This window comes from Yinghuangia sp. ASG 101 (genome assembly GCF_021165735.1).
Taxonomy (GTDB): domain Bacteria; phylum Actinomycetota; class Actinomycetes; order Streptomycetales; family Streptomycetaceae; genus Yinghuangia.
The window spans coordinates 2411895-2429334 of record NZ_CP088911.1; the positions used below are offsets into that span (position 1 = coordinate 2411895).

Annotated in this window: 12 protein-coding genes and 1 pseudogene; 3 read left to right on the forward strand and 10 right to left on the reverse strand. The window is 72.7% G+C overall.

Annotated elements, in window-relative coordinates; genetic code table 11:
- Positions 1-162: 162 nt before the first annotated feature.
- The 6 genes from LO772_RS09945 to LO772_RS09965 all read right to left on the reverse strand — a co-directional run bounded on the left by LO772_RS09945 (position 163) and on the right by LO772_RS09965 (position 7552).
- Positions 163-1047 carry a serine protease gene (locus LO772_RS09945; RefSeq protein WP_231778031.1) on the reverse strand — a complete coding sequence of 295 codons (885 nt, stop codon included), beginning with the start codon at positions 1045-1047 and terminating at the stop codon, positions 163-165.
- A 154-nt stretch (positions 1048-1201) separates the two neighbouring features.
- Positions 1202-1816: a fused DSP-PTPase phosphatase/NAD kinase-like protein gene (locus LO772_RS36255; protein WP_443089385.1), complete on the reverse strand. Its 615-nt coding sequence runs from the start codon at positions 1814-1816 to the stop codon at positions 1202-1204.
- A 157-nt stretch (positions 1817-1973) separates the two neighbouring features.
- A complete protein-coding gene (locus tag LO772_RS09950) occupies positions 1974-3548 on the reverse strand; it encodes an RNA polymerase sigma factor (protein WP_231778032.1) in 1575 nt (524 codons plus the stop codon).
- Positions 3549-4133: 585 nt separating this feature from the next.
- The gene (locus tag LO772_RS09955; protein ID WP_269453180.1) at positions 4134-5039 is read right to left on the reverse strand and encodes a FadR/GntR family transcriptional regulator; all 906 of its coding nucleotides are present in this window, start codon (positions 5037-5039) and stop codon (positions 4134-4136) included.
- 193 nt (positions 5040-5232) lie between these two features.
- The gene (locus LO772_RS09960) at positions 5233-6000 is read right to left on the reverse strand and encodes an ABC transporter permease (RefSeq protein WP_231778033.1); all 768 of its coding nucleotides are present in this window, start codon (positions 5998-6000) and stop codon (positions 5233-5235) included.
- A 190-nt stretch (positions 6001-6190) separates the two neighbouring features.
- Positions 6191-7552: an ABC transporter ATP-binding protein gene (locus LO772_RS09965; RefSeq protein ID WP_231778034.1), complete on the reverse strand. Its 1362-nt coding sequence runs from the start codon at positions 7550-7552 to the stop codon at positions 6191-6193.
- Positions 7553-7743: 191 nt separating this feature from the next.
- Between LO772_RS09965 and LO772_RS09970 the strand changes: the two genes are divergently transcribed.
- A complete protein-coding gene (locus LO772_RS09970; RefSeq protein WP_231778035.1) occupies positions 7744-8193 on the forward strand; it encodes a hemerythrin domain-containing protein in 450 nt (149 codons plus the stop codon).
- A gap of 530 nt (positions 8194-8723) precedes the next feature.
- On the opposite strand, the gene LO772_RS09975 is transcribed toward LO772_RS09970, so the two are convergent.
- From LO772_RS09975 to LO772_RS09990, 4 genes are all read right to left on the reverse strand, one after another.
- The gene (locus LO772_RS09975) at positions 8724-9428 is read right to left on the reverse strand and encodes an NUDIX hydrolase (RefSeq protein ID WP_231778036.1); all 705 of its coding nucleotides are present in this window, start codon (positions 9426-9428) and stop codon (positions 8724-8726) included.
- Positions 9429-9865: 437 nt separating this feature from the next.
- Entirely contained in the window at positions 9866-11143 is a 1278-nt protein-coding gene (locus tag LO772_RS09980) for an outer membrane protein assembly factor BamB family protein (protein ID WP_231778037.1), read from the reverse strand.
- A 396-nt stretch (positions 11144-11539) separates the two neighbouring features.
- Positions 11540-11677 (reverse strand): hypothetical protein, encoded by a 138-nt coding sequence (locus LO772_RS09985; protein WP_231778038.1) that lies wholly within the window; start codon positions 11675-11677, stop codon positions 11540-11542.
- 152 nt (positions 11678-11829) lie between these two features.
- A complete protein-coding gene (locus LO772_RS09990) occupies positions 11830-12918 on the reverse strand; it encodes a DUF4192 domain-containing protein (RefSeq protein WP_231778039.1) in 1089 nt (362 codons plus the stop codon).
- A gap of 799 nt (positions 12919-13717) precedes the next feature.
- Between LO772_RS09990 and LO772_RS09995 the strand changes: the two genes are divergently transcribed.
- Positions 13718-15904 carry a RecQ family ATP-dependent DNA helicase gene (locus LO772_RS09995; RefSeq protein ID WP_231778040.1) on the forward strand — a complete coding sequence of 729 codons (2187 nt, stop codon included), beginning with the start codon at positions 13718-13720 and terminating at the stop codon, positions 15902-15904.
- A gap of 678 nt (positions 15905-16582) precedes the next feature.
- Positions 16583-17065, forward strand: a pseudogene (locus LO772_RS10000) (hypothetical protein); the annotation flags it as partial.
- Positions 17066-17440: the final 375 nt, after the last annotated feature.

Consider the following 17440-nt stretch of genomic DNA (forward strand, 5'->3'; position numbering starts at 1 on the left):
GACCACCCGACGAGACCCCATATGTGCGCTTCCTGAGGATCCCTGACGGATCGCAGCGGTGGCGGCCACCCTCCAGGTGGCCGCCACTGTGGTGTCTGTGGTCACATCAGCACCAACTCGACGGCTGAGCCGACGTGAGTTCGCTCACAGGACACACGCCGTTCACTCACTTCCCGGACGCGGCGGCACCCTCCCCGCCGCCGTACCGGCCCCGGACGACGCCGAGGATCCGGCGGTCGCGGACGCCCCGGCGGTGGCCTGGATGTCCGACACGAAGGCCGAGACCCGCGTGTAGACGCCGGGCTTGCGCGGCAGGGCGCACCCGTTGCCCCACGAGACGATGCCCGCCAGGCGCCCGCCGATCACCATGGGGCCGCCGCTGTCGGCGCTGCACGCGTCCTTGCCGCCCTGGGGCACCCCCGCGCAGACCATGCTCGCGGCGTCGTACGTCCCCAACGAGCCTCCCGGGTACGCGGACCGGCACGTCGCGTCCGTGGTCACCGGAACGGTGACCTGGCGCAGCACCGACGAGTAGTCGCCGTAACCGCTCGTGTCCCCCCAGCCCAGGACGGTCGCCGGGGTGTCGGCCGCGTAGACGTTCTCCCCCTGGCCGACCATCGGCAGGACCGGCCCGGACAGGTCCTCGGCCAGGTCCAGGACCGCCCAGTCGCCCTCGACGCTCGCGTAGTCGAAGGACGGGTTCGGGTGCGCCGCGGTCACCGCGACCTCGCGCCCCTGCGTACCCCCGAGGTCCGTGCGCACCTGGATGACCGTGAGATCCGGGTGGTTCGCCGGGGTGCCGTCGTCCGCGACCACGCAATGGGCCGCGGTCAGCACCCGGTCCGGGGCGATGAGCGTCCCGCCGCAGAACTGCCCGGAGCGGTCCGAGCCGTACGTCTGGCGGCTGGACAGGGCCACCACCCACGGGTGTTCGTCGGTCGTCGTCGCGGTGCCGCCGACGATGACCTTGGGCGGGCCTTGCGGCGCGTCCTCGACCGCCGCGCCGATCCCCGGCAGCGCCGCGACGCCGCCGAACGCGAGCAGCACGACCGCCGCTCCCGAGACCGCCCGCCGCGCCCACCGCGACGGCCCTCCCGGCTCCCGCCCCACCCGTTGATTCCGTTCCGTCCCCGAAACTCCCACACCGCTCACTGCAGCCTCCCACGCACCGCCCGGCCGAACACAGCAAGTACCACCACGACTACAAACAGGGAACGTCGATCACGCCATGCATGCAACCGGTGACTCTTCGCATCGTTCGTTCGAGTGAACGAACAGACGATCGAGCAGCGGCCCGCGCGAGGTGCCGGATCACCATCGGACACAGTCCGAGCAAACGCCCACGCATCTCCCCCTGACGGCACCGACCGCCGCCGTCAACGCGACGGGAAGCAAGCGCGAACGCGCCGCGAACGGCCACCCGCGCGAGGGCGCCACGCGTCGATCGGTGCTCGGCGCGCAGGTCGACGATCGTGCGGATGCCCATCGACGCGAGGGCGCGGTATCCCTCGTCACCGGGCGCCGAACCGCGCCACACGTGGTCGCCACGCGAAACTCGGGCGCAAGGCGGTGAGGCCCGCCTCAACACGGCGCGAGTCACAGGCTCGGTCACGAAGCGACGCGGCAGCGCGAATCCACGGCTCGGGCGCAGTGGCGAGCCTGGGGGCGCTGTGCGGAGACGTGCGCCCTTGTCGGCGCAGACCGCGCCCCGTCGACGCGGCAGGGGCGAAGCGTGGGCTCGGCGCGGGCGTGCCGGCCCCCGCCATCCCGCGTCGGCCCTCCCGCGCGAATCCGCGCACCGTGGAGTACTCGCCATGGGCGGGCGGGTGCCGCGGGATCTCCGGCGGCAGCGCTGATCCGCGGGCTTCGGGGCAGTGCCGTGCGTGCGGTGGTGCGGCGGCGTCGTGTGGAGACGCGGAACGCCCGGCCGGGGAGTCCCGGCCGGGCGTTGCGTACTTGAGAACCGTTGTCGGTCAGTCGAGGTAGTCGCGCAGGACCTGCGAACGCGACGGGTGGCGCAGCTTCGACATGGTCTTCGACTCGATCTGGCGGATGCGCTCGCGGGTGACCCCGTACACCTTGCCGATTTCGTCCAGCGTCTTCGGCTGGCCGTCGGTGAGGCCGAAGCGCATCGACACGACGCCGGCCTCGCGCTCGGACAGCGTGTCGAGCACCGAGTGCAGCTGCTCCTGGAGGAGCGTGAAGCTCACGGCGTCGGCCGGGACCACGGCCTCCGAGTCCTCGATCAGGTCGCCGAACTCGCTGTCGCCGTCCTCGCCGAGCGGGGTGTGCAGCGAGATGGGCTCGCGGCCGTACTTCTGGACCTCGATGACCTTCTCGGGGGTCATGTCGAGTTCCTTGGCCAGCTCCTCCGGGGTGGGCTCGCGGCCCAGGTCCTGGAGCATCTGGCGCTGCACGCGGGCGAGCTTGTTGATGACCTCGACCATGTGGACGGGGATGCGGATCGTCCGCGCCTGGTCGGCCATCGCACGGGTGATGGCCTGGCGGATCCACCACGTCGCGTACGTCGAGAACTTGTAGCCCTTGGTGTAGTCGAACTTCTCGACGGCGCGGATGAGGCCGAGGTTGCCCTCCTGGATGAGGTCCAGGAAGAGCATGCCGCGCCCGGTGTAGCGCTTGGCGAGCGAGACGACCAGGCGGAGGTTGGCCTCCAGCAGGTGGTTCTTGGCGCGGCGGCCGTCTTCGGCGATGATCTCCAGCTCGGTCTTGAGCTTGGGCGTGAGCTTGTCGCCGGAGTTGAGCTTGTCCTCCGCGAACAGGCCGGCCTCGATGCGCTTCGCGAGCTCGACCTCTTGCTCGGCGTTGAGGAGCGGCACCTTGCCGATCTGCTTGAGGTAGTCCTTGACCGGGTCCGCGGTGGCGCCCGCGACGGCGACCTGCTGTGCCGGCGCGTCGTCTTCGTCGTCGTCGGACAGGACGAAGCCCTGGTTCTCGTCCTCGGGCTCACCGCCGGCCGCGGGCTCCGCGGGCGGGCCCTCCAGCTCGTCGGTCAGCTCCTCGGCGTCGAGCTCGGCCTCGCCGTCCTTGGGAGCGGCTTTCTTGGCGGCCGTCTTCTTGGCGGCGGCCTTCTTGGCGGGCCCCTCGCCCGCGGCCTTCTTCGCGGCGGCCTTCTTGGCGGGCGCCTTGGCCGCCGTCTTCACCGGCTGCTCCGCGGCCTCTTCCGGTGCCGCGGCGGGGGCGGCGGCCGTGGGGGCCGCGGCACGTGCGGCGGTGCCCGAGACCACGGTCTTCGTCGACGTGCGCTTGGCGGTGCTCTTCGCCGCCACGCTCTTCCGGGTGCGCTTGGTGCCGGCGGAATCGGCGGCGTTAACCACGATGTCCACACCCTCCTGGTCAAGGACCTGGTTGAGGCTGCGTAGGACGTTCTTCCACTGGGTGGCCGGGATCTGGTCGGCCTCGAACGCCTGGCGAATCTCGTCGCTGGCGATGGACCCCTGAGCCTCACCCCGCTCGATCAACGCCTTCACGTTGACGAATTCGGCGATCTCGGGGGGGAGCGAACGGGATGTGCTGGCCGACACAAACAACCTCTCGACGGATCTGGACGGCGTTCGACATGAACAGGTCGCTCGCCGCCTGGCGAACGACACTCAGGCGGGGGCGGCGGTACAGGGATCCCCATGGTGCGACGGCTGTGACTCACCACAGCACTTCGGCTCTTTCGGGTATTCCTGAACGGCTGCCACCCTCGTAATCATCGGGCTGGAGGGCGAAGTGTTACGCGCCTTCTTCGGTGGCGGGCGTCACACCAACAGTACGACGTCCGCGAAGTGACCGATCCGGCCGGTGCGGGCGCCGTCCGGTGTCGGCCTGTCCGAGGCTGCCCGGCTCCGTGTCGATCACACATGGTGCCCGGTGCGGGACGGCCGCGAGCACCGGGGGCGCTCCGGGAAAACCCGGAGTCCGTGGGCGGATTCCGCGGTAGGCGTCGACGCCGCAGCGAACGCCGTTGTCACGGATGGTCATTACCGCGCTTCGCTGGGTGATGACCCGAGGAAGACAACGGCGGCGCGTGCTCGGCCACCTCGGAGGTGTCCGGCGAACGCGCCGCCTTCGTCCGGTTGCTGATGTCGCGTCAGCGCCCTGTGGGTGAATTCCGTCGCGGTCGGCGTTCAGCCCTCGCGCGGGCCCGGGAACATGCGCTCGACCTCGGGATGGACGGCGAGGAGCGAACGCATCGCCGCCTCGGCGCCCTCTCCGTCTCCGGCCCCGACCGCCTCGACGAGCCGCGTGTGCAGCCCGACGGAGGACTCGGACAGGTGCTCGCAGCCGACCGCGTGGCCGCCGGAGATCTGCAGGGCCGACGCGACGATGCCCGCGAGGTGCTCCAGCATGCGATTGCCCGCGACCTGGAGCAGCAGGATGTGGAACTCGGCATCGGCGCGCGAGTATGTCAGCGGATCGGGCTGGGCCACGGAGCGCTGCATGATGACGACGACCTCGGAGAGCCGTCGTACGACCTCGGGGTGGTTGCGGCAGGCGGCCATATTCGCGGCCAATGGCTCGATCCCCCACCGTAGTTCGAAGAGCTCGCGGCGCTGCGCGTCGCGCTGAGGGCCGCACGCGCGCCACTCGATGATGTCGGGGTCGAGAAGATTCCAGTCGGAGACCGGACGCACCCGCGTTCCGACATTGGGACGCGCGCTGACCAGGCCCTTCGCCTCCAGCACCCGCAGCGATTCGCGGACGACGGTGCGCGAGACCTCGAAGCGCTGGCCGATCTCCTCGGGGACGAGCGGGCGTTCCACGCCGACCTCACCGGCGACGATCATCTGGCCGAGTTGTTGGACGAGTTGCCCGTGCAGGCCGCGACCGCGGCCGGCGCCGGGCTTGCGGCCGGCACGCATGGGTTCCGGCTCGGGGCCGTCCCACGCGAAATGCTGCGGGGGAACAGCCGTCTCGGGACCGGCGGTCGAGGCATCCGCGACGCCGACTCGGTAGGGGTCGGCCGGGGGCGTGACGGACGTCGTGCCTGCGGCGGGCATGGGTTGGTGGGGAGCGATACTCACGCTCCTCATCTCGGCGCGGCGCACGCCAGGCTTGAGCTGTTCCGCGGATCTCGGCTGAAAAAAACACGAAAGGGTGATCGGCCTTGCGCGGATGTCGTGCGCGCGTGCGATCTCCGCCCGGGGATGACCGTGTTTGCCACCGCTTAGTGATGCTTGTTGGTTTTTAGTCCACCGATGTCGGCTTCGGCGTGTCCATTCGGCGTCACGCCGCGTCGCGGCGGGCGAAAACGACCGCGGCTGCCAGCAACGCGATGGCGGTCCAGCAGCCGAAGACCACCGCCCCGGTCCCCGGCGCCAGTCCGGGCCCGCTCGTCGACAGCATGCGGTCGGCCGCACCGAACGGCAGGTACGCGTCCCAGTCGCGATACGGCTCGGCCAGGACGGCGTCGGCGGCACGGCCGATGAGCGGCTCGACAGTCCACGGCAGCGCGGCCACGGCCACCGCGGCGACGGCCGAACCGCGCGTCAGGACACCGATCGCGAGACCGAGCACGGCGGCGAAGACGAGATAGACCACGTATCCGGCGAGCAGGCGCGGAACGGGCACCTGGTCCCAGGCGAGGTCGCGGAACCCCGGGCCGAACACGGCGTCCGCGACCAGGGCGTTGACAGCGAGGCCCAGCACCGCCACGCACCCCGCGAGCACCGCGGTCACGACGGTCTTGGCCGCCAGGGCACGGCCGCGGCGCGGCAGCGTGAGCAGCAGGGTCTGGAGGTGCGCCCCGCGCTGCTCCCGGCCGCACGACAAGACGGCGGCGAACGCCACGACCACCGCCGCCAGCGGTGTCGCCGCGCCGGGCGCGCCGGAGGTGATCACCTGCGCGGCGTGGCCGGGCGCGGTCGGGACCGACCCCAGGTCGCGGGCCTCGATCCAGGTCGCGGCGGCGCCCACCGCGATCACACCGGCGGCGGTCGCCCATGTCGCGCGGACGGTCCGCAGTCGGGTCAGCTCGTAGCGGATCGCGGTCACCTGGTCACCTCATCGGTGGTCGGACGGAAGGCGGGGGGTGCGGGGTCGGCAGGCGCGCGGTGCGACGTACGGCCCGGTGCGGCGGGCCCGCGGGGGCGGGCGGCGCGGTGCGCGGCGCCGGCGGGCGGGCCGGCGGTGGGCGGGCTCGCGGAGCGCGCCGCGAAGCGCCGCGGCCCGTGCTGGCTCGGGCTCACCCGCTCGCGTCGTTCCGGAGCGGTGCGGGGGTTGAGCGCGGGCCGAGGCGGTCGGCTTGGCCGGTCGCGTCCGGGCGGGAGCGCCACCGGCGGCGCCTCGGACGGCGGTGGGGCGCGTCGTGGCCGGACTCGGTGTCGATCTCCGGCGTCCGGTGCGCACGCGGCGCCGCGGGGCTCGGGAAGCCGGACACCGGCACGGAACCGGCCGGTACGGCGTGCGCGGGCCCCGGCAGCGGCCTGTCGAGCACGACGGTGTCCCGGGGCGACCGGGCGCGGCGGCGGGCCCGGGCGTCGTCCGGGCCCAGGTCGAAGTCGTACTCGAAGCCGGTGTCGAAACCGTGCGTGGCGGCGTAGTCGTCCTGGTCGGCGAGCGCGAGGTAGGGCCGTGCGTACCGGACGGTGGATTTGCGGGACATGCGCCGACGGGGCTGTTTCCCGGCCGCGTCCGCGAGTGCCGCGCGCTGGGCGGCGATGGCGCGGGCTTCGGCGGCGACGGCGCAGAAGGCGTCCGCGACCGACGCCTCGCGTTGCGCGAGTTCGTGGATCGGCACGCCGCCTCGGAAGGCGATTTCGCCCACCCGCGCCCGGTCGGCGCCGGTCACGGCCAGGAAGGCACCACCGCGCGGTTGGACGACCAGCCCTTCCGCGCGCAGCAGCTCGGCCAGCCGGTCCACCTGGGGGGTGCGCACGGACACCTGGGTGTTGGTGGCCCGCGCCCGGAAGTCCGCGGCCGATTCGTCGACGACCAGCCGCCCCCGGGCGATGGCCAGGACGCGGTCCGCGCAGTCGGTCAGCTCGGTCAGGCCGTGCCCGGCGATCAGGACCGTACGCCCCTGCTTCGCGAACGCCCGAAGGAACTCGGGCAGCCAGCGCGCGCCTTCGGGGTCCTGCCCGGCCGACGGCTCGTCGAGGACCAGCGTGTGCGGGTCGCCGAGAAGGGCGGCGGCGATGCCGAGCCGGCCGACGGCCCCGGCGGACAGCGTGCCGACCCGCGAGCCCGCGACCGGGGTGAGGCCGACCAGCTCCAGCACCTCGTCGACGCGTGCCCGCTTGATCCGGTGGGCCACCGCGAGCATGCGCAACTCGGTGCGCGCGCGGCGGGTCGGGCAGGCCGGGGTGGCACCGAGCCAGGCGCCGACCTCGCGGGCGGGGTGCCGGAGTTCGCGGTAGCGCCTGCCGCAGAACAGTGTGCGTCCGCCGCCGCGCTCGAGTTGCAGCATGAGGCGCAGCGCGGTGGACTTGCCGGCACCGTTGGGTCCGATGAACGCGGTGATGTGACCGGGCTTCACGACGAACGACAAATCGTCGACGGCGACCGCGTTGCCGTACCTGCGCGTCAGTTCCTGGGCCTCGATCATCGTGTGTTCCTCGGTGCGGGGGCGCCTGCGACATGCGGACATTCCGCACCGTACATGGATGAATATGCGTTTTCCCGTAACTACGTCGCATAGGCCATGAAGAGTCCTGTCAACAAAGAATGCTCGCAAGTCTGGACACGGATCTTGGCGTGGGGCGACCATCGGAAGACGACGAACGCCCGGAGGCCGGTATGTCTGCGATGAATCCCGCCCCGATACGTCCGGACGCCATCGGCGCGGCCAAGAATGCCGACGCCTCGACCCTGTTGCGCCGGGGCCTGTCCCCCGCGGCGGACGCCGACGGCGTGCGCATGCTCCGCACCGGCCTCCGACAGCTGCGCGCCGAGTTGCGCGAGCATGTCGCCGCGATGGAGGGACCGGACGGCTTCTACGACGAAGTGCGGCGCGACGAGCCCCGATTGTCCGGCACCGTCTCGCGGCTGCGGCGCGAGCACGGGCGGTTGAACGCGATGGTGGACGACCTCGACCGGTGGATGGCACGCGGAGCCGCCGACCGGGCGAAGCTCAACGCCGCCCGCCCGCGCGTGCGTGAGCTGCTGGAGCAGTGGGGCAGCCATCGGAATCGGGACCACCAACTGGCTTACGAGGCCGTGTCGTTGGATCTCGGCGGCGAGGACTGACGGGACAGCGACGGGGGCTGGGGGGCGGGGCGCGTCGCTCGTGCGGACGGTGCCCGCTCGTCGACCGGGGCGTGATGACCGTGGTCGGTCTTCGCGGGGGCGGGTCGTGACGGGCCGGATGCCGCGGATCGGCGGCGACGTGGGGGTGTCCGGCAGGCAGGCGGGCGGTCACGTTCGCAGGGGCGGGCCGTGACGGGCCGGATGCCGTGGATCGGCGGCGACGTGGGGGTGTCCGCCGGGTAGGTGGGCGTGGTGTCGGTGGTCGCGGGGGTGTCGGCGGCGGTCGTCGCGCCCCGGTTCGGCTCGCCGGGCGGGTTCGGAGTGGGACGCCGGTTTGGGGGCGGGCGGTCGCGTGGAGGGGTGTGCGGCGGGCGGTGGCCGCGGGGCCGAGCGGGCTGCGCCGGGGGCGCTTCCTCCCGGACGTCGCGGTGCGGGCATACCGCCGGGGTCGCGGCGTCTGCTCGGGCGCCGCTTGGTGCGTCGGTGTGCGTGTTTTGGGGCGTGGGCGCCCGCGTGGGGCCCTGTCGGTGTCAGGCCTCCGGGCGGAGCATGGGCGGGTTCAGCTTCTCGGCAGAGCCTCGGCGGAACAGTTGTGCGGGGCGTCCGCCCTGACGGGTGGTCGTCCCGCCCGTGGGCACGAGGAAATCCGGGGTCCCGGTGACTTTGCGGTGGAAATTCCGGGGATCGAGGGCGACGCCCCAGACCGCCTCGTAGACCCGGCGCAGCTCCCCCACGGTGAACTCCTCCGGGCAGAAGGCGGCGGCGAGCGACGAGTACTCGATCTTGGCGCGGGCGCGTTCCACGCCCTCGTCCAGGATGCGCGGGTGGTCGAACGCGAGCCGCGAGCCGTCGGCGAGGTCGGCGGCCGGCGCCCACCGGGCGCCCGCCGCGTCGCCGCCGGGGCGGGGCGCGGGCAGGTCGGGGGCGAGGACCAGGTACGCGACGCTCACCACCCGCATCCTCGGATCGCGCCCCGGATCACCGAATGTCGCCAACTGCTCCAGATGGACCGGGAGTTGGTCGAGCCCGGTCTCCTCGGCCAGCTCCCGCGCGGCGGCTGCCTCCAACCCCTCGTCCGGGCGGACGAACCCCCCGGGCAGGGCCCACTGGCCCGCGAAGGGAGGCTCACCGCGCCGGATCGTGAGTGCGTTGAGTGTGTGGTCCCTTACGGTGAGCACGACCAGGTCGACGGTGACCCCGAAGGGCGGGAACTGCGAGACGTCGGAGGGCGACATGCGTCGATCTTAGTCGTCTGCCTGACGATAAACAGCCGTCCCGCGTGAATCACACGATCGTTGGTCGGGAAGGCCGGTCGCGAGCACGCCGCCCGTTTCAGGATCGTCGGCTGCGGCAGGGCTGTGGAGCCCCTGCCGTCGCGCTGTGCCGTCGGCCGGGCGGGCGGGGCCCGCGATGTGCGTGGCCAAGGCCGTGGGGCGCGTTGTACGCGCGAGGGCAGCCGCGGTGCGCCGCGGACGGCCAACGGCTGGGCGTAGTGCGTGTGTTGGCGGGTCGGGTTCCCGGGCCCAAGCGGCGCCCCGGGCCGATCGCGGGTGATCGGTCCGGCGCCCTCGACCGCGGCACAGAGGGGTGGAGTTCTTGGCCGCGTCCGGCGGAGGGGCGTGGGGCGCCTGGTCTCTGGCTCGCGGAGACGCGGCGCCCCTGCCCCGGCGCGCTACCGCCGGTACGCCTGGATCTGCAGCGCGTCCTTGTTGTCCTCCGGCTCGGCGAGGACGTACAGCACGCTGCCGTCGGCGCTGGTGGCCAGCGCCTGTGCGGAGCCCGCGTTCTCGGGCAGCATGCCCGCGGTGGACGGCTCGCCGCCCTGCCGCGCGTCCCACAGCGCCAGGTACTCGCGCATGGCGTTCTTCCCCTTGAGCACGCCGTCCTGGAGCGCGACCAGTTGCCCGGCCGGCCCGCTTCCGGGAGCCAGCGGGTGGGGAGCAAAGTCGAACTCCTGCTTCCACAACTCCTGTCCCGTGGTCAGATCGATTCCCAGGTAGTCGTTGGCGGCAGCGTCGTAGGAGGTGACCAGCACCGAGTCGCGGATGGTGAAGTCACCCGGGTCGAGGTGCAGAAACCCGTCGGGTCGGTCCAGCGGCAGGTCGGTCAGCACCTTGCCGCCCTCGCCGAACGACACCAGCCGCTCCTGCGTCGAGACCGTCAGCGGGTCGTCGGTGAGGATCTCGACCCGAGCCGGCTGGTCCTCGTCGGTGAAGTCCGCCTGCGTCCACAGCTCTTTGCCATCGGCGGCATCGTAGGCGGCGATGTAGTTCTCCGCGCCGGTGAGTTGGGGGCAGTCGACGACGGCGACGAGGTACTTCGCGCTGTGCCGCCAGTCGACGTAGAAGTCCTTGCACTGCTTGCCCACCGTCACCTCGGGCACGGGCAGTTCCCCGCCCGCGAGCGAGAAGCGGTGCAGGCCGTCCTCGATCAGCTCGACCGTGACCGTCTCCTCGCCGACGCTGACGGGCATGACGTCGGCGCTCGGGTACGCGCGGTCATCGGTGGTCAGGTCCTTGCTCCAGAGCAGCTTGCCGCTCGCCGTATCGACCACGGCCAGCACCGAGCAGGGGTCCCCGCCGCCGCGCCCACCGTCCGCACCGAACAACACGGCACCGACACCCTTGCCATTGACGGTCGGCGAGGCGGCACACGGTTTGCCGGCCCCCTCGGGAGTGGGCAGTTCCCAGGCCACCGAGCCGGTGGCGGCGTCGTAGCCGGTGATTCCCTCGGTGCCGACGCCGACGACCACGTCACCGGAGACCCACAGCGGCGGCAGCCACACGTCCTTCGGTTGGTGAGCCACGGCCGGTGTCCGCCACTGCTCCACCAACGCGGACGCGTCATCACGGGCCTCGCGGCCCCCGCCTCCGTCATCCCCACAGCCCGCGGCCGTGAACACCGCGACCGCCGTGGCCAGTAGGGCCCACTTCTTTGTGCCAGCGCCCATATGGTCGCTCGTGCCCTTCTCGTCCTGTCACGATCAAGTCAGCTTCTTCAGACGTGAGTTCAGGCGGAACGGTTCCGCACGCGCCCGCATCGGTGGCCGAGCCCGGCGGGTGCGTGGCAGGGCACCGGAGCCGGGATCGCGGTCGGCGCACAGCGCGTCATCGCCCCGCGGGGACGCCGCCCCCGGCGTCCATCGGGAGGCACGTGTGGGGTCGACGTCGGCGGCGCCACAGTCTGTTTCGCCCAAGCGGGCCAGGCGAGCCGGATTGGCTCGTCGGTGTCGGTACCCCCTCGACCCGGGTGAGCCGCGTCGGCAGCCCGCCCACGCCTGGTTGACCGCCGCGGGCATCGCCGTCGCGTGTGCGTCGACGGACGACGACACCTGTCACCAGACCCGTCACCGGAGCGATGCGTCCGCCCAAGTCCCACCGTCGGCGTCGGCGTCGGCGTCGGCGTCGGCGTCGGCGTCGGCGTCGGCGTCGGCCACCATCGCACCTGTGCCTGACTCCTCCAGAGCGACGGCATGGTCGGACACTTCATCCGCACGCTCCTCGACGATCGGCCCCCGCCGGGCCCGGGCGGTCCGAAGTCGAGCGGATCGACGCGTTCGGACCCGCGGCTTCCTCCCTGGATCACCGTTGCGGGCGTAGGGCACTCGACGGGACCCCGCCTCCCGCATGACCGACCTCACGGGGCGGAACACGAGGTCCCGTCTCGGGGGCGTGGGGGTTTGCGGTGGGGGAAGAGGCGGCGGCGGGAGGTCGTGGGGTCCAAGGGGCTGTTGATCGCGGCGTGGAGGAGTTGGGCCATGGGGTAGGTGGGGTCGGCTTCGAGGGCGCTGTTGACGGCGACGCGGGCGAACGCCGGTTGTTCACCCGTCCACGCGGTCCAGGCGGTGAGGGTCAGCGGGGCGGCGGAATCGGGCGGGAGGGACCGGCGGGCGAGTGCGGTCCACAGGTCGAGCAGGTGTGCGGGATCGGGGTCCTCCCAGGACATCGCCTGGTCGCGGGCCTGGACGTCGCCGAGACCCACGACCAGCCGGGCCGCCGCGTCGTACGTCATGGCGCTGTCACCGCGTTTGACGCGCACGCGCGCCGCCTGCAGGAGCGCGATGGTCTCGTTGCGGATCCCCACGTGCGCGGTGTGGTCGTCCGCACGGCGGTCGAGTTCGGTGCGGATCCGTGCGAAGGCTTGGCGGACGGCTTGTCGCGCGGCCGGTTCCGGAGGGCGGACCCGCGCGGAGAGTTCGGCGAGCGGGACCGGCGGTGGCAGCCCCGCGGTGACGGCCGCCGCCGCGACGGCGGATCCCCGGCCCGTGGACAGCGGGATTCCCTCCGGGGGGCAGCAGGTTGCGTCCCGGCACGAGTACGACCACCACCGGTCGCGTTCCACGCACACCGATTCGAAGAGTCGGACGCCGCGGATGCGGCATGCCTCGGCGACCGCGTCGTGTAAGGGCCGGTAAAAGGCGAATCCGGGCCTTCCGTCGGCGGGCGGCGTATCGACGCGGAGCACCAGCGACATCTCGCGGGCACCGCTGCCGGTCAGCAGGGCCACGAGGCGGTGGGCGGCGACGACGAACCGCTCCGGGGCCGGGAGATCGAGGCGCAGCACGGGCTCGACGCGGCCGGCTTCGTCGCGCCGGATGCCGAGGAGAACCACACTGTCGGTCGGCTCCGCACCGAGCAAGTAGGGCACCGCCTCGATGAGTTCGGCGGCAGAGGAGACACGGACACGGGTCTGGCCGGTCATCGGGGTGAGGAAGGTTTCGCTCATGCACCGAGCCTGCGGCAGCTGGCCTCGGGCTCCGACCATGCGGAGGCGAACTGTGGACAACATGGCCGGTCAGGAAATCCAACTCACTCGGACGAGCGATTTCGGCGGCGATCAGTGGTGCAGGACGAACGGTCGGTCCCCGGACTGGCGGAGGTCTGGCTGCGCATACCGGGCTACGGACGACAGACGGCGGACGGTGGGCTGCCGCGGTGCCGGTCCGCGATCGCGTCTGCGGGGCGGCGGCGGTGGCGGTGGCGGTGGCGGTGGCGGCGTGCTGTCGGCTCACGGTGGGCGCCGCTGCCGCTCGGCACGGCGTCCCAGGCGAGTCGCGGCTGGTGACGTCGGCTTCGGCGACGGTTCCGGGGACGGTGATGCGGGGGTATGGGCGCGCCGCAAAGGTGGGGGTGGCCGTGTGCCGGTCACGGGCGGCTCCGGTCGTTGCCGAACCGGTTTGCTCGGGTACGGAGGCGCCCTGACTGCTCACCGAGGCGGTCCGGAGTGTGGAGCCGCCGAGCAGGGGGCTCGCGGTACGCGTAGTCAGGGAGAGACAGCGCCCGGGTCGGGCGGGGCCGGGTCGGACACGCACGATCCCTGACCACCTTCGCCGGAGGAAGCGCGGAGTGTGGGGCCTCGGCTCGGCCGCGGCGCGGGGGCCGCGCGGCGCGCGTGGTCAGGGAGCGAGCCCGTCCCGGAGCGGGCCGCGCACGGTGGTGGCGGGTGTCGCGACGAAGAAACGTTTCTCCACAGATTAGCGGGCCCGTGCCTCCGGCTGTCCGGCGGAACGGCTAGAAAGGTGCGTATGGACCTCGCCTCGACCCCTGACCCGGACGACGACGCCTCGACCCCGCGCGACTCGGCCGTGCCTCCCGGCGCTACCTCGGACCTGCGCGCCGAAGCGGACGCGGTGCTGCGCGGCCTCGCCGGTGACGCGGCGAGACTGCGCGCGGACCAGTGGCGGGCCGTCGAGGCGCTGGTGGCCGAGGAGCGCCGGGTCCTGGTCGTGCAGCGCACCGGATGGGGCAAGTCCGCGGTCTATTTCGTCGCGACGGCGCTGCTGCGGGCCCGGGGGGCGGGGCCGACCGTGATCGTCTCGCCGTTGCTGGCGCTCATGCGCAATCAGATCGATTCCGCGGCCCGGGCGGGCATCCGGGCCCGGACGATCAACTCGGCCAACATCGACGACTGGGACGCGGTCCAGGCCGAGATCGCCGAGGGCGGTGTCGACGTCCTCCTGGTCAGCCCCGAGCGGCTCAACAACCCCGACTTCCGCGATACCGTGCTGCCCAAGCTCGCCGCGACCTGCGGAATGCTCGTCGTGGACGAGGCCCACTGCGTCTCCGACTGGGGCCACGACTTCCGCCCCGACTACCGTCGGCTGCGCACGCTGCTCGGCGAGTTGCCGCGCGGTGTCCCGGTGTTGGCCACCACGGCGACCGCGAACGCCCGCGTGACCGCCGACGTGGCCGAGCAACTGGGCACCGGGGCGGACGCGAGCAACGCGCTCGTGCTCCGCGGGTCGCTCGACCGCGAGAGCCTCACGCTCGGTGTTCTGCGGCTCCCGGACGCCGCACACCGGTTGGCCTGGCTCGACTCGCATCTGGGCCGGCTCCCGGGCTCCGGCATCATCTACACGCTCACGGTCGCCGCCGCCGACGAGATCACCGCGTACCTGAAGTCGCGCGGCCACGCGGTCGCGGCCTACTCGGGTCGCACCGACGACGCCGAACGCCGGGCCGCCGAGGCGGACTTGCTGGCCAACCGCGTCAAGGCGCTGGTCGCCACATCCGCCCTGGGCATGGGCTTCGACAAGGGCGACCTGGGTTTCGTCGTGCACGTCGGCGCCCCGCAGTCGCCGATCGCCTACTACCAGCAGATCGGCCGCGCGGGGCGAGCCGTGGAGCGCGCCGACGTGCTGCTGCTGCCGGGCCGCGAGGACGAGGCGATCTGGCGCTACTTCGCGTCGCTGGGGTTCCCGCCGGAAGAACAGGTCCGCCGCACGCTCGACGTCCTCGCCGACGCCGGCCGGCCGCTGTCGACCGCGGCCCTGGAACCGCGCGTCGATCTGCGCCGCAACCGCCTGGAACTCATGCTCAAGGTGCTCGACGTCGACGGCGCCGTGCGGCGCGTACGCGGCGGGTGGACGGCCACCGGGCAGCCCTGGCGGTACGACACCGAGCGGTACGCGCGCGTCTCGCGGGCCCGGGAGCAGGAGCAGCAGGCGATGCGCGACTACGTCGCCACGCCGGGCTGCCGACTGGAGTTCCTGCGCCGCCAGTTGGACGACGCCGAGGCCGTCCCGTGCGGGCGCTGCGACTCCTGTGCCGGGCCGCGCCACGACGACCGCGTGGATCCGGGGGCACTCGACGCCGCGCGGGCCGCGTTGGGGCGGCCGGGCGTCCCGTTGGAACCGCGCCGCATGTGGCCGACCGGCATGACGGACGCGGGCGTTCCGCTCAAGGGCAAGATCCCGGCGGGTGAGCAGGCGGAGACCGGGCGGGCTCTCGGGCGGCTGTCCGACATCGGCTGGGGCAATCGCCTGCGGCCCCTGTTCGCCGCGGGCGCCCAGGACGGGCCGGTCTCCGACGAGGTGTTCGGCGCGGTCGTCGACGTGTTGGCGACGTGGGGGTGGGAGCGGCGGCCGGCGGGCGTCGTCACGATCCCGTCGCGCGGGCACGGTGCCCTCGTCGGCAGCCTCGGGGCCCGGCTCGCCCAGGTCGGCCGGCTCCCGCTGCTCGGCAGCCTCGCGTACGCGCCGGGTGCCGAGCCGGGCCTCGGGCGCAGCAACAGCGCGCAGCGGTTGAAGGCGCTCGCGGACGCCTTCGTCGTACCGCCGGAGTTGGCCGCGGCTGTGGCGGGTCTCGACGCGCCGGTGCTGCTGGTGGACGACCGGGCGGACAGCGGCTGGACGATCACGGTGGCCGCACGGCTGCTGCGGCGGGCGGGGGCGAGCGGCGTCCTGCCCCTGGTCCTGGCCCTCGAAGCCTGACAAGTCGACGGGAAGTGAAGTCGATAAAGATCTATTGACGGGATGGCCGGTTGTCGTGGCCGGACCGTGGTGTTCGTCGGACTTTCCTTGACCGCCAGGGCATGGCGGATCTTCTCGGAAATGACGGAACTACCGCCCGGCGACCGGCCATATCGCCCTTGACGATGCCCGCGACTCGACGGCCGGTGGTCCGACCCCGGGCGGATACGGCGCCGCCCGACGGGAGTTGCGGACGGCACTCCGTCCACACCCCGCCATCATTCGATGGCGCACTGGCGTGGAATTCGACGACCGGCACGGGTGATTCGCACGGACTCGTCCGCATGCCGCCGACCCGTGGCGATGCTCAACAAGCATGCACAAACAAGCATTTGATGGCACATCAGGACTGATGGCGAGCACACCGACGCCGCATGACTCGCGTGTGAAACATGCGTTTCACGGGCGGTTGATCAGGCTTCCCTGTTGCCGCTCATCCCGTGCACACGGAAGAATCGACATAGCGCCCTGGTGATCTTCTCGGGTCGCATCACTTTGTGGTGCGACGAGACCCGCATGGACACAGCCGCGCACATCACATCGGCTGACGGCGGTCCCTCTCCCCGGCCGCCCCCGGACCGAAGGAGGGCCGTGCCCGCCACCGCCACCGCCTCAGCCGCCACCACGCGCACCAGACTCATCCGCCGGCTCGGTCCGGCCACCGAACCGGCCCGCACGACAACGCCGGAAGCCTGGCGCACCGCCGCCACACCGCTATTGCGCCACCCGCGCGGCCTCGTCAAACGCCTCCACGACCTCCACCGCCCCGAGGCGGGCACCGCGGTCGTCGCCGTGCTCGACGCCGACGACCGCCCGGTCGCGAGCGCGTCGTTCGCCGTCGACACCGAGCACGGGGCTCCCGACGGGTGGGAGTGCCGGAACGTCATCCTGGCCCACCTGCGGATGATCGTCCCGGACGACCTGCGCCGCGCGGCACCCGTCCGCACCACGGTCCTCCTGCTGTGCCGCGACGGCGACCGCGGCTGGGAACCCGCCGACGGGCCCTGGATGTGGGGCCTGCGCGACGCCTGCGGCCTGCACGGGCTGCGGTGCGGCGCGGTGGTCGTGCTGGCCGAGAACGGCTGGCAGGTGGTCGGCGACGGACGCGGCGGTCGTACGCCCGTTCCGCGGCGTCCCGCGGCACCGACACCGCTGCCGGTCGCGCCGGTCGTACCCGTCACACCGGTGGCGGCCGACCAGCCCGCACCGATCGCGCAGTCATCCGACGGCACATCGGGCGCGCCCCCGCCGCGGGCGGAAATCCCGGCGCAGCGAGGCCGATCGGGGCTTCCGGCCACGCCGGCCGGGGATGCCGGGCGCCCGCGCGACGCGGACCGGGCGGACGGTCCGGGCGGAGGTCCGCCGCCCAGCGGTGCGGTCGTCCGGCTGGTGCCGGACGTCGCCGCGGAATTGCGCTGTTCGTCGGCGTGAAACGCCGTGCCGAGGCCAGGGGTCGCCGGGTACGCCGCGGGGCGGACCGCGCCTCGGCGTGAGGGA

What these genes read in the sequence shown, in the direction of transcription:
- LO772_RS36255 (WP_443089385.1), bottom strand. Translation starts at nt 1,816, where the DNA reads ATGGCGAGTACTCCACGGTGCGCGGATTCGCGCGGGAGGGCCGACGCG.
- LO772_RS09955 (WP_269453180.1), bottom strand. Translation starts at nt 5,039, where the DNA reads ATGAGGAGCGTGAGTATCGCTCCCCACCAACCCATGCCCGCCGCAGGC.
- LO772_RS09965 (WP_231778034.1), bottom strand. Translation starts at nt 7,552, where the DNA reads ATGATCGAGGCCCAGGAACTGACGCGCAGGTACGGCAACGCGGTCGCC.
- LO772_RS09970 (WP_231778035.1), top strand. Translation starts at nt 7,744, where the DNA reads ATGTCTGCGATGAATCCCGCCCCGATACGTCCGGACGCCATCGGCGCG.
- LO772_RS09975 (WP_231778036.1), bottom strand. Translation starts at nt 9,428, where the DNA reads ATGTCGCCCTCCGACGTCTCGCAGTTCCCGCCCTTCGGGGTCACCGTC.
- LO772_RS09980 (WP_231778037.1), bottom strand. Translation starts at nt 11,143, where the DNA reads ATGGGCGCTGGCACAAAGAAGTGGGCCCTACTGGCCACGGCGGTCGCG.
- LO772_RS09990 (WP_231778039.1), bottom strand. Translation starts at nt 12,918, where the DNA reads ATGAGCGAAACCTTCCTCACCCCGATGACCGGCCAGACCCGTGTCCGT.
- LO772_RS09995 (WP_231778040.1), top strand. Translation starts at nt 13,718, where the DNA reads ATGGACCTCGCCTCGACCCCTGACCCGGACGACGACGCCTCGACCCCG.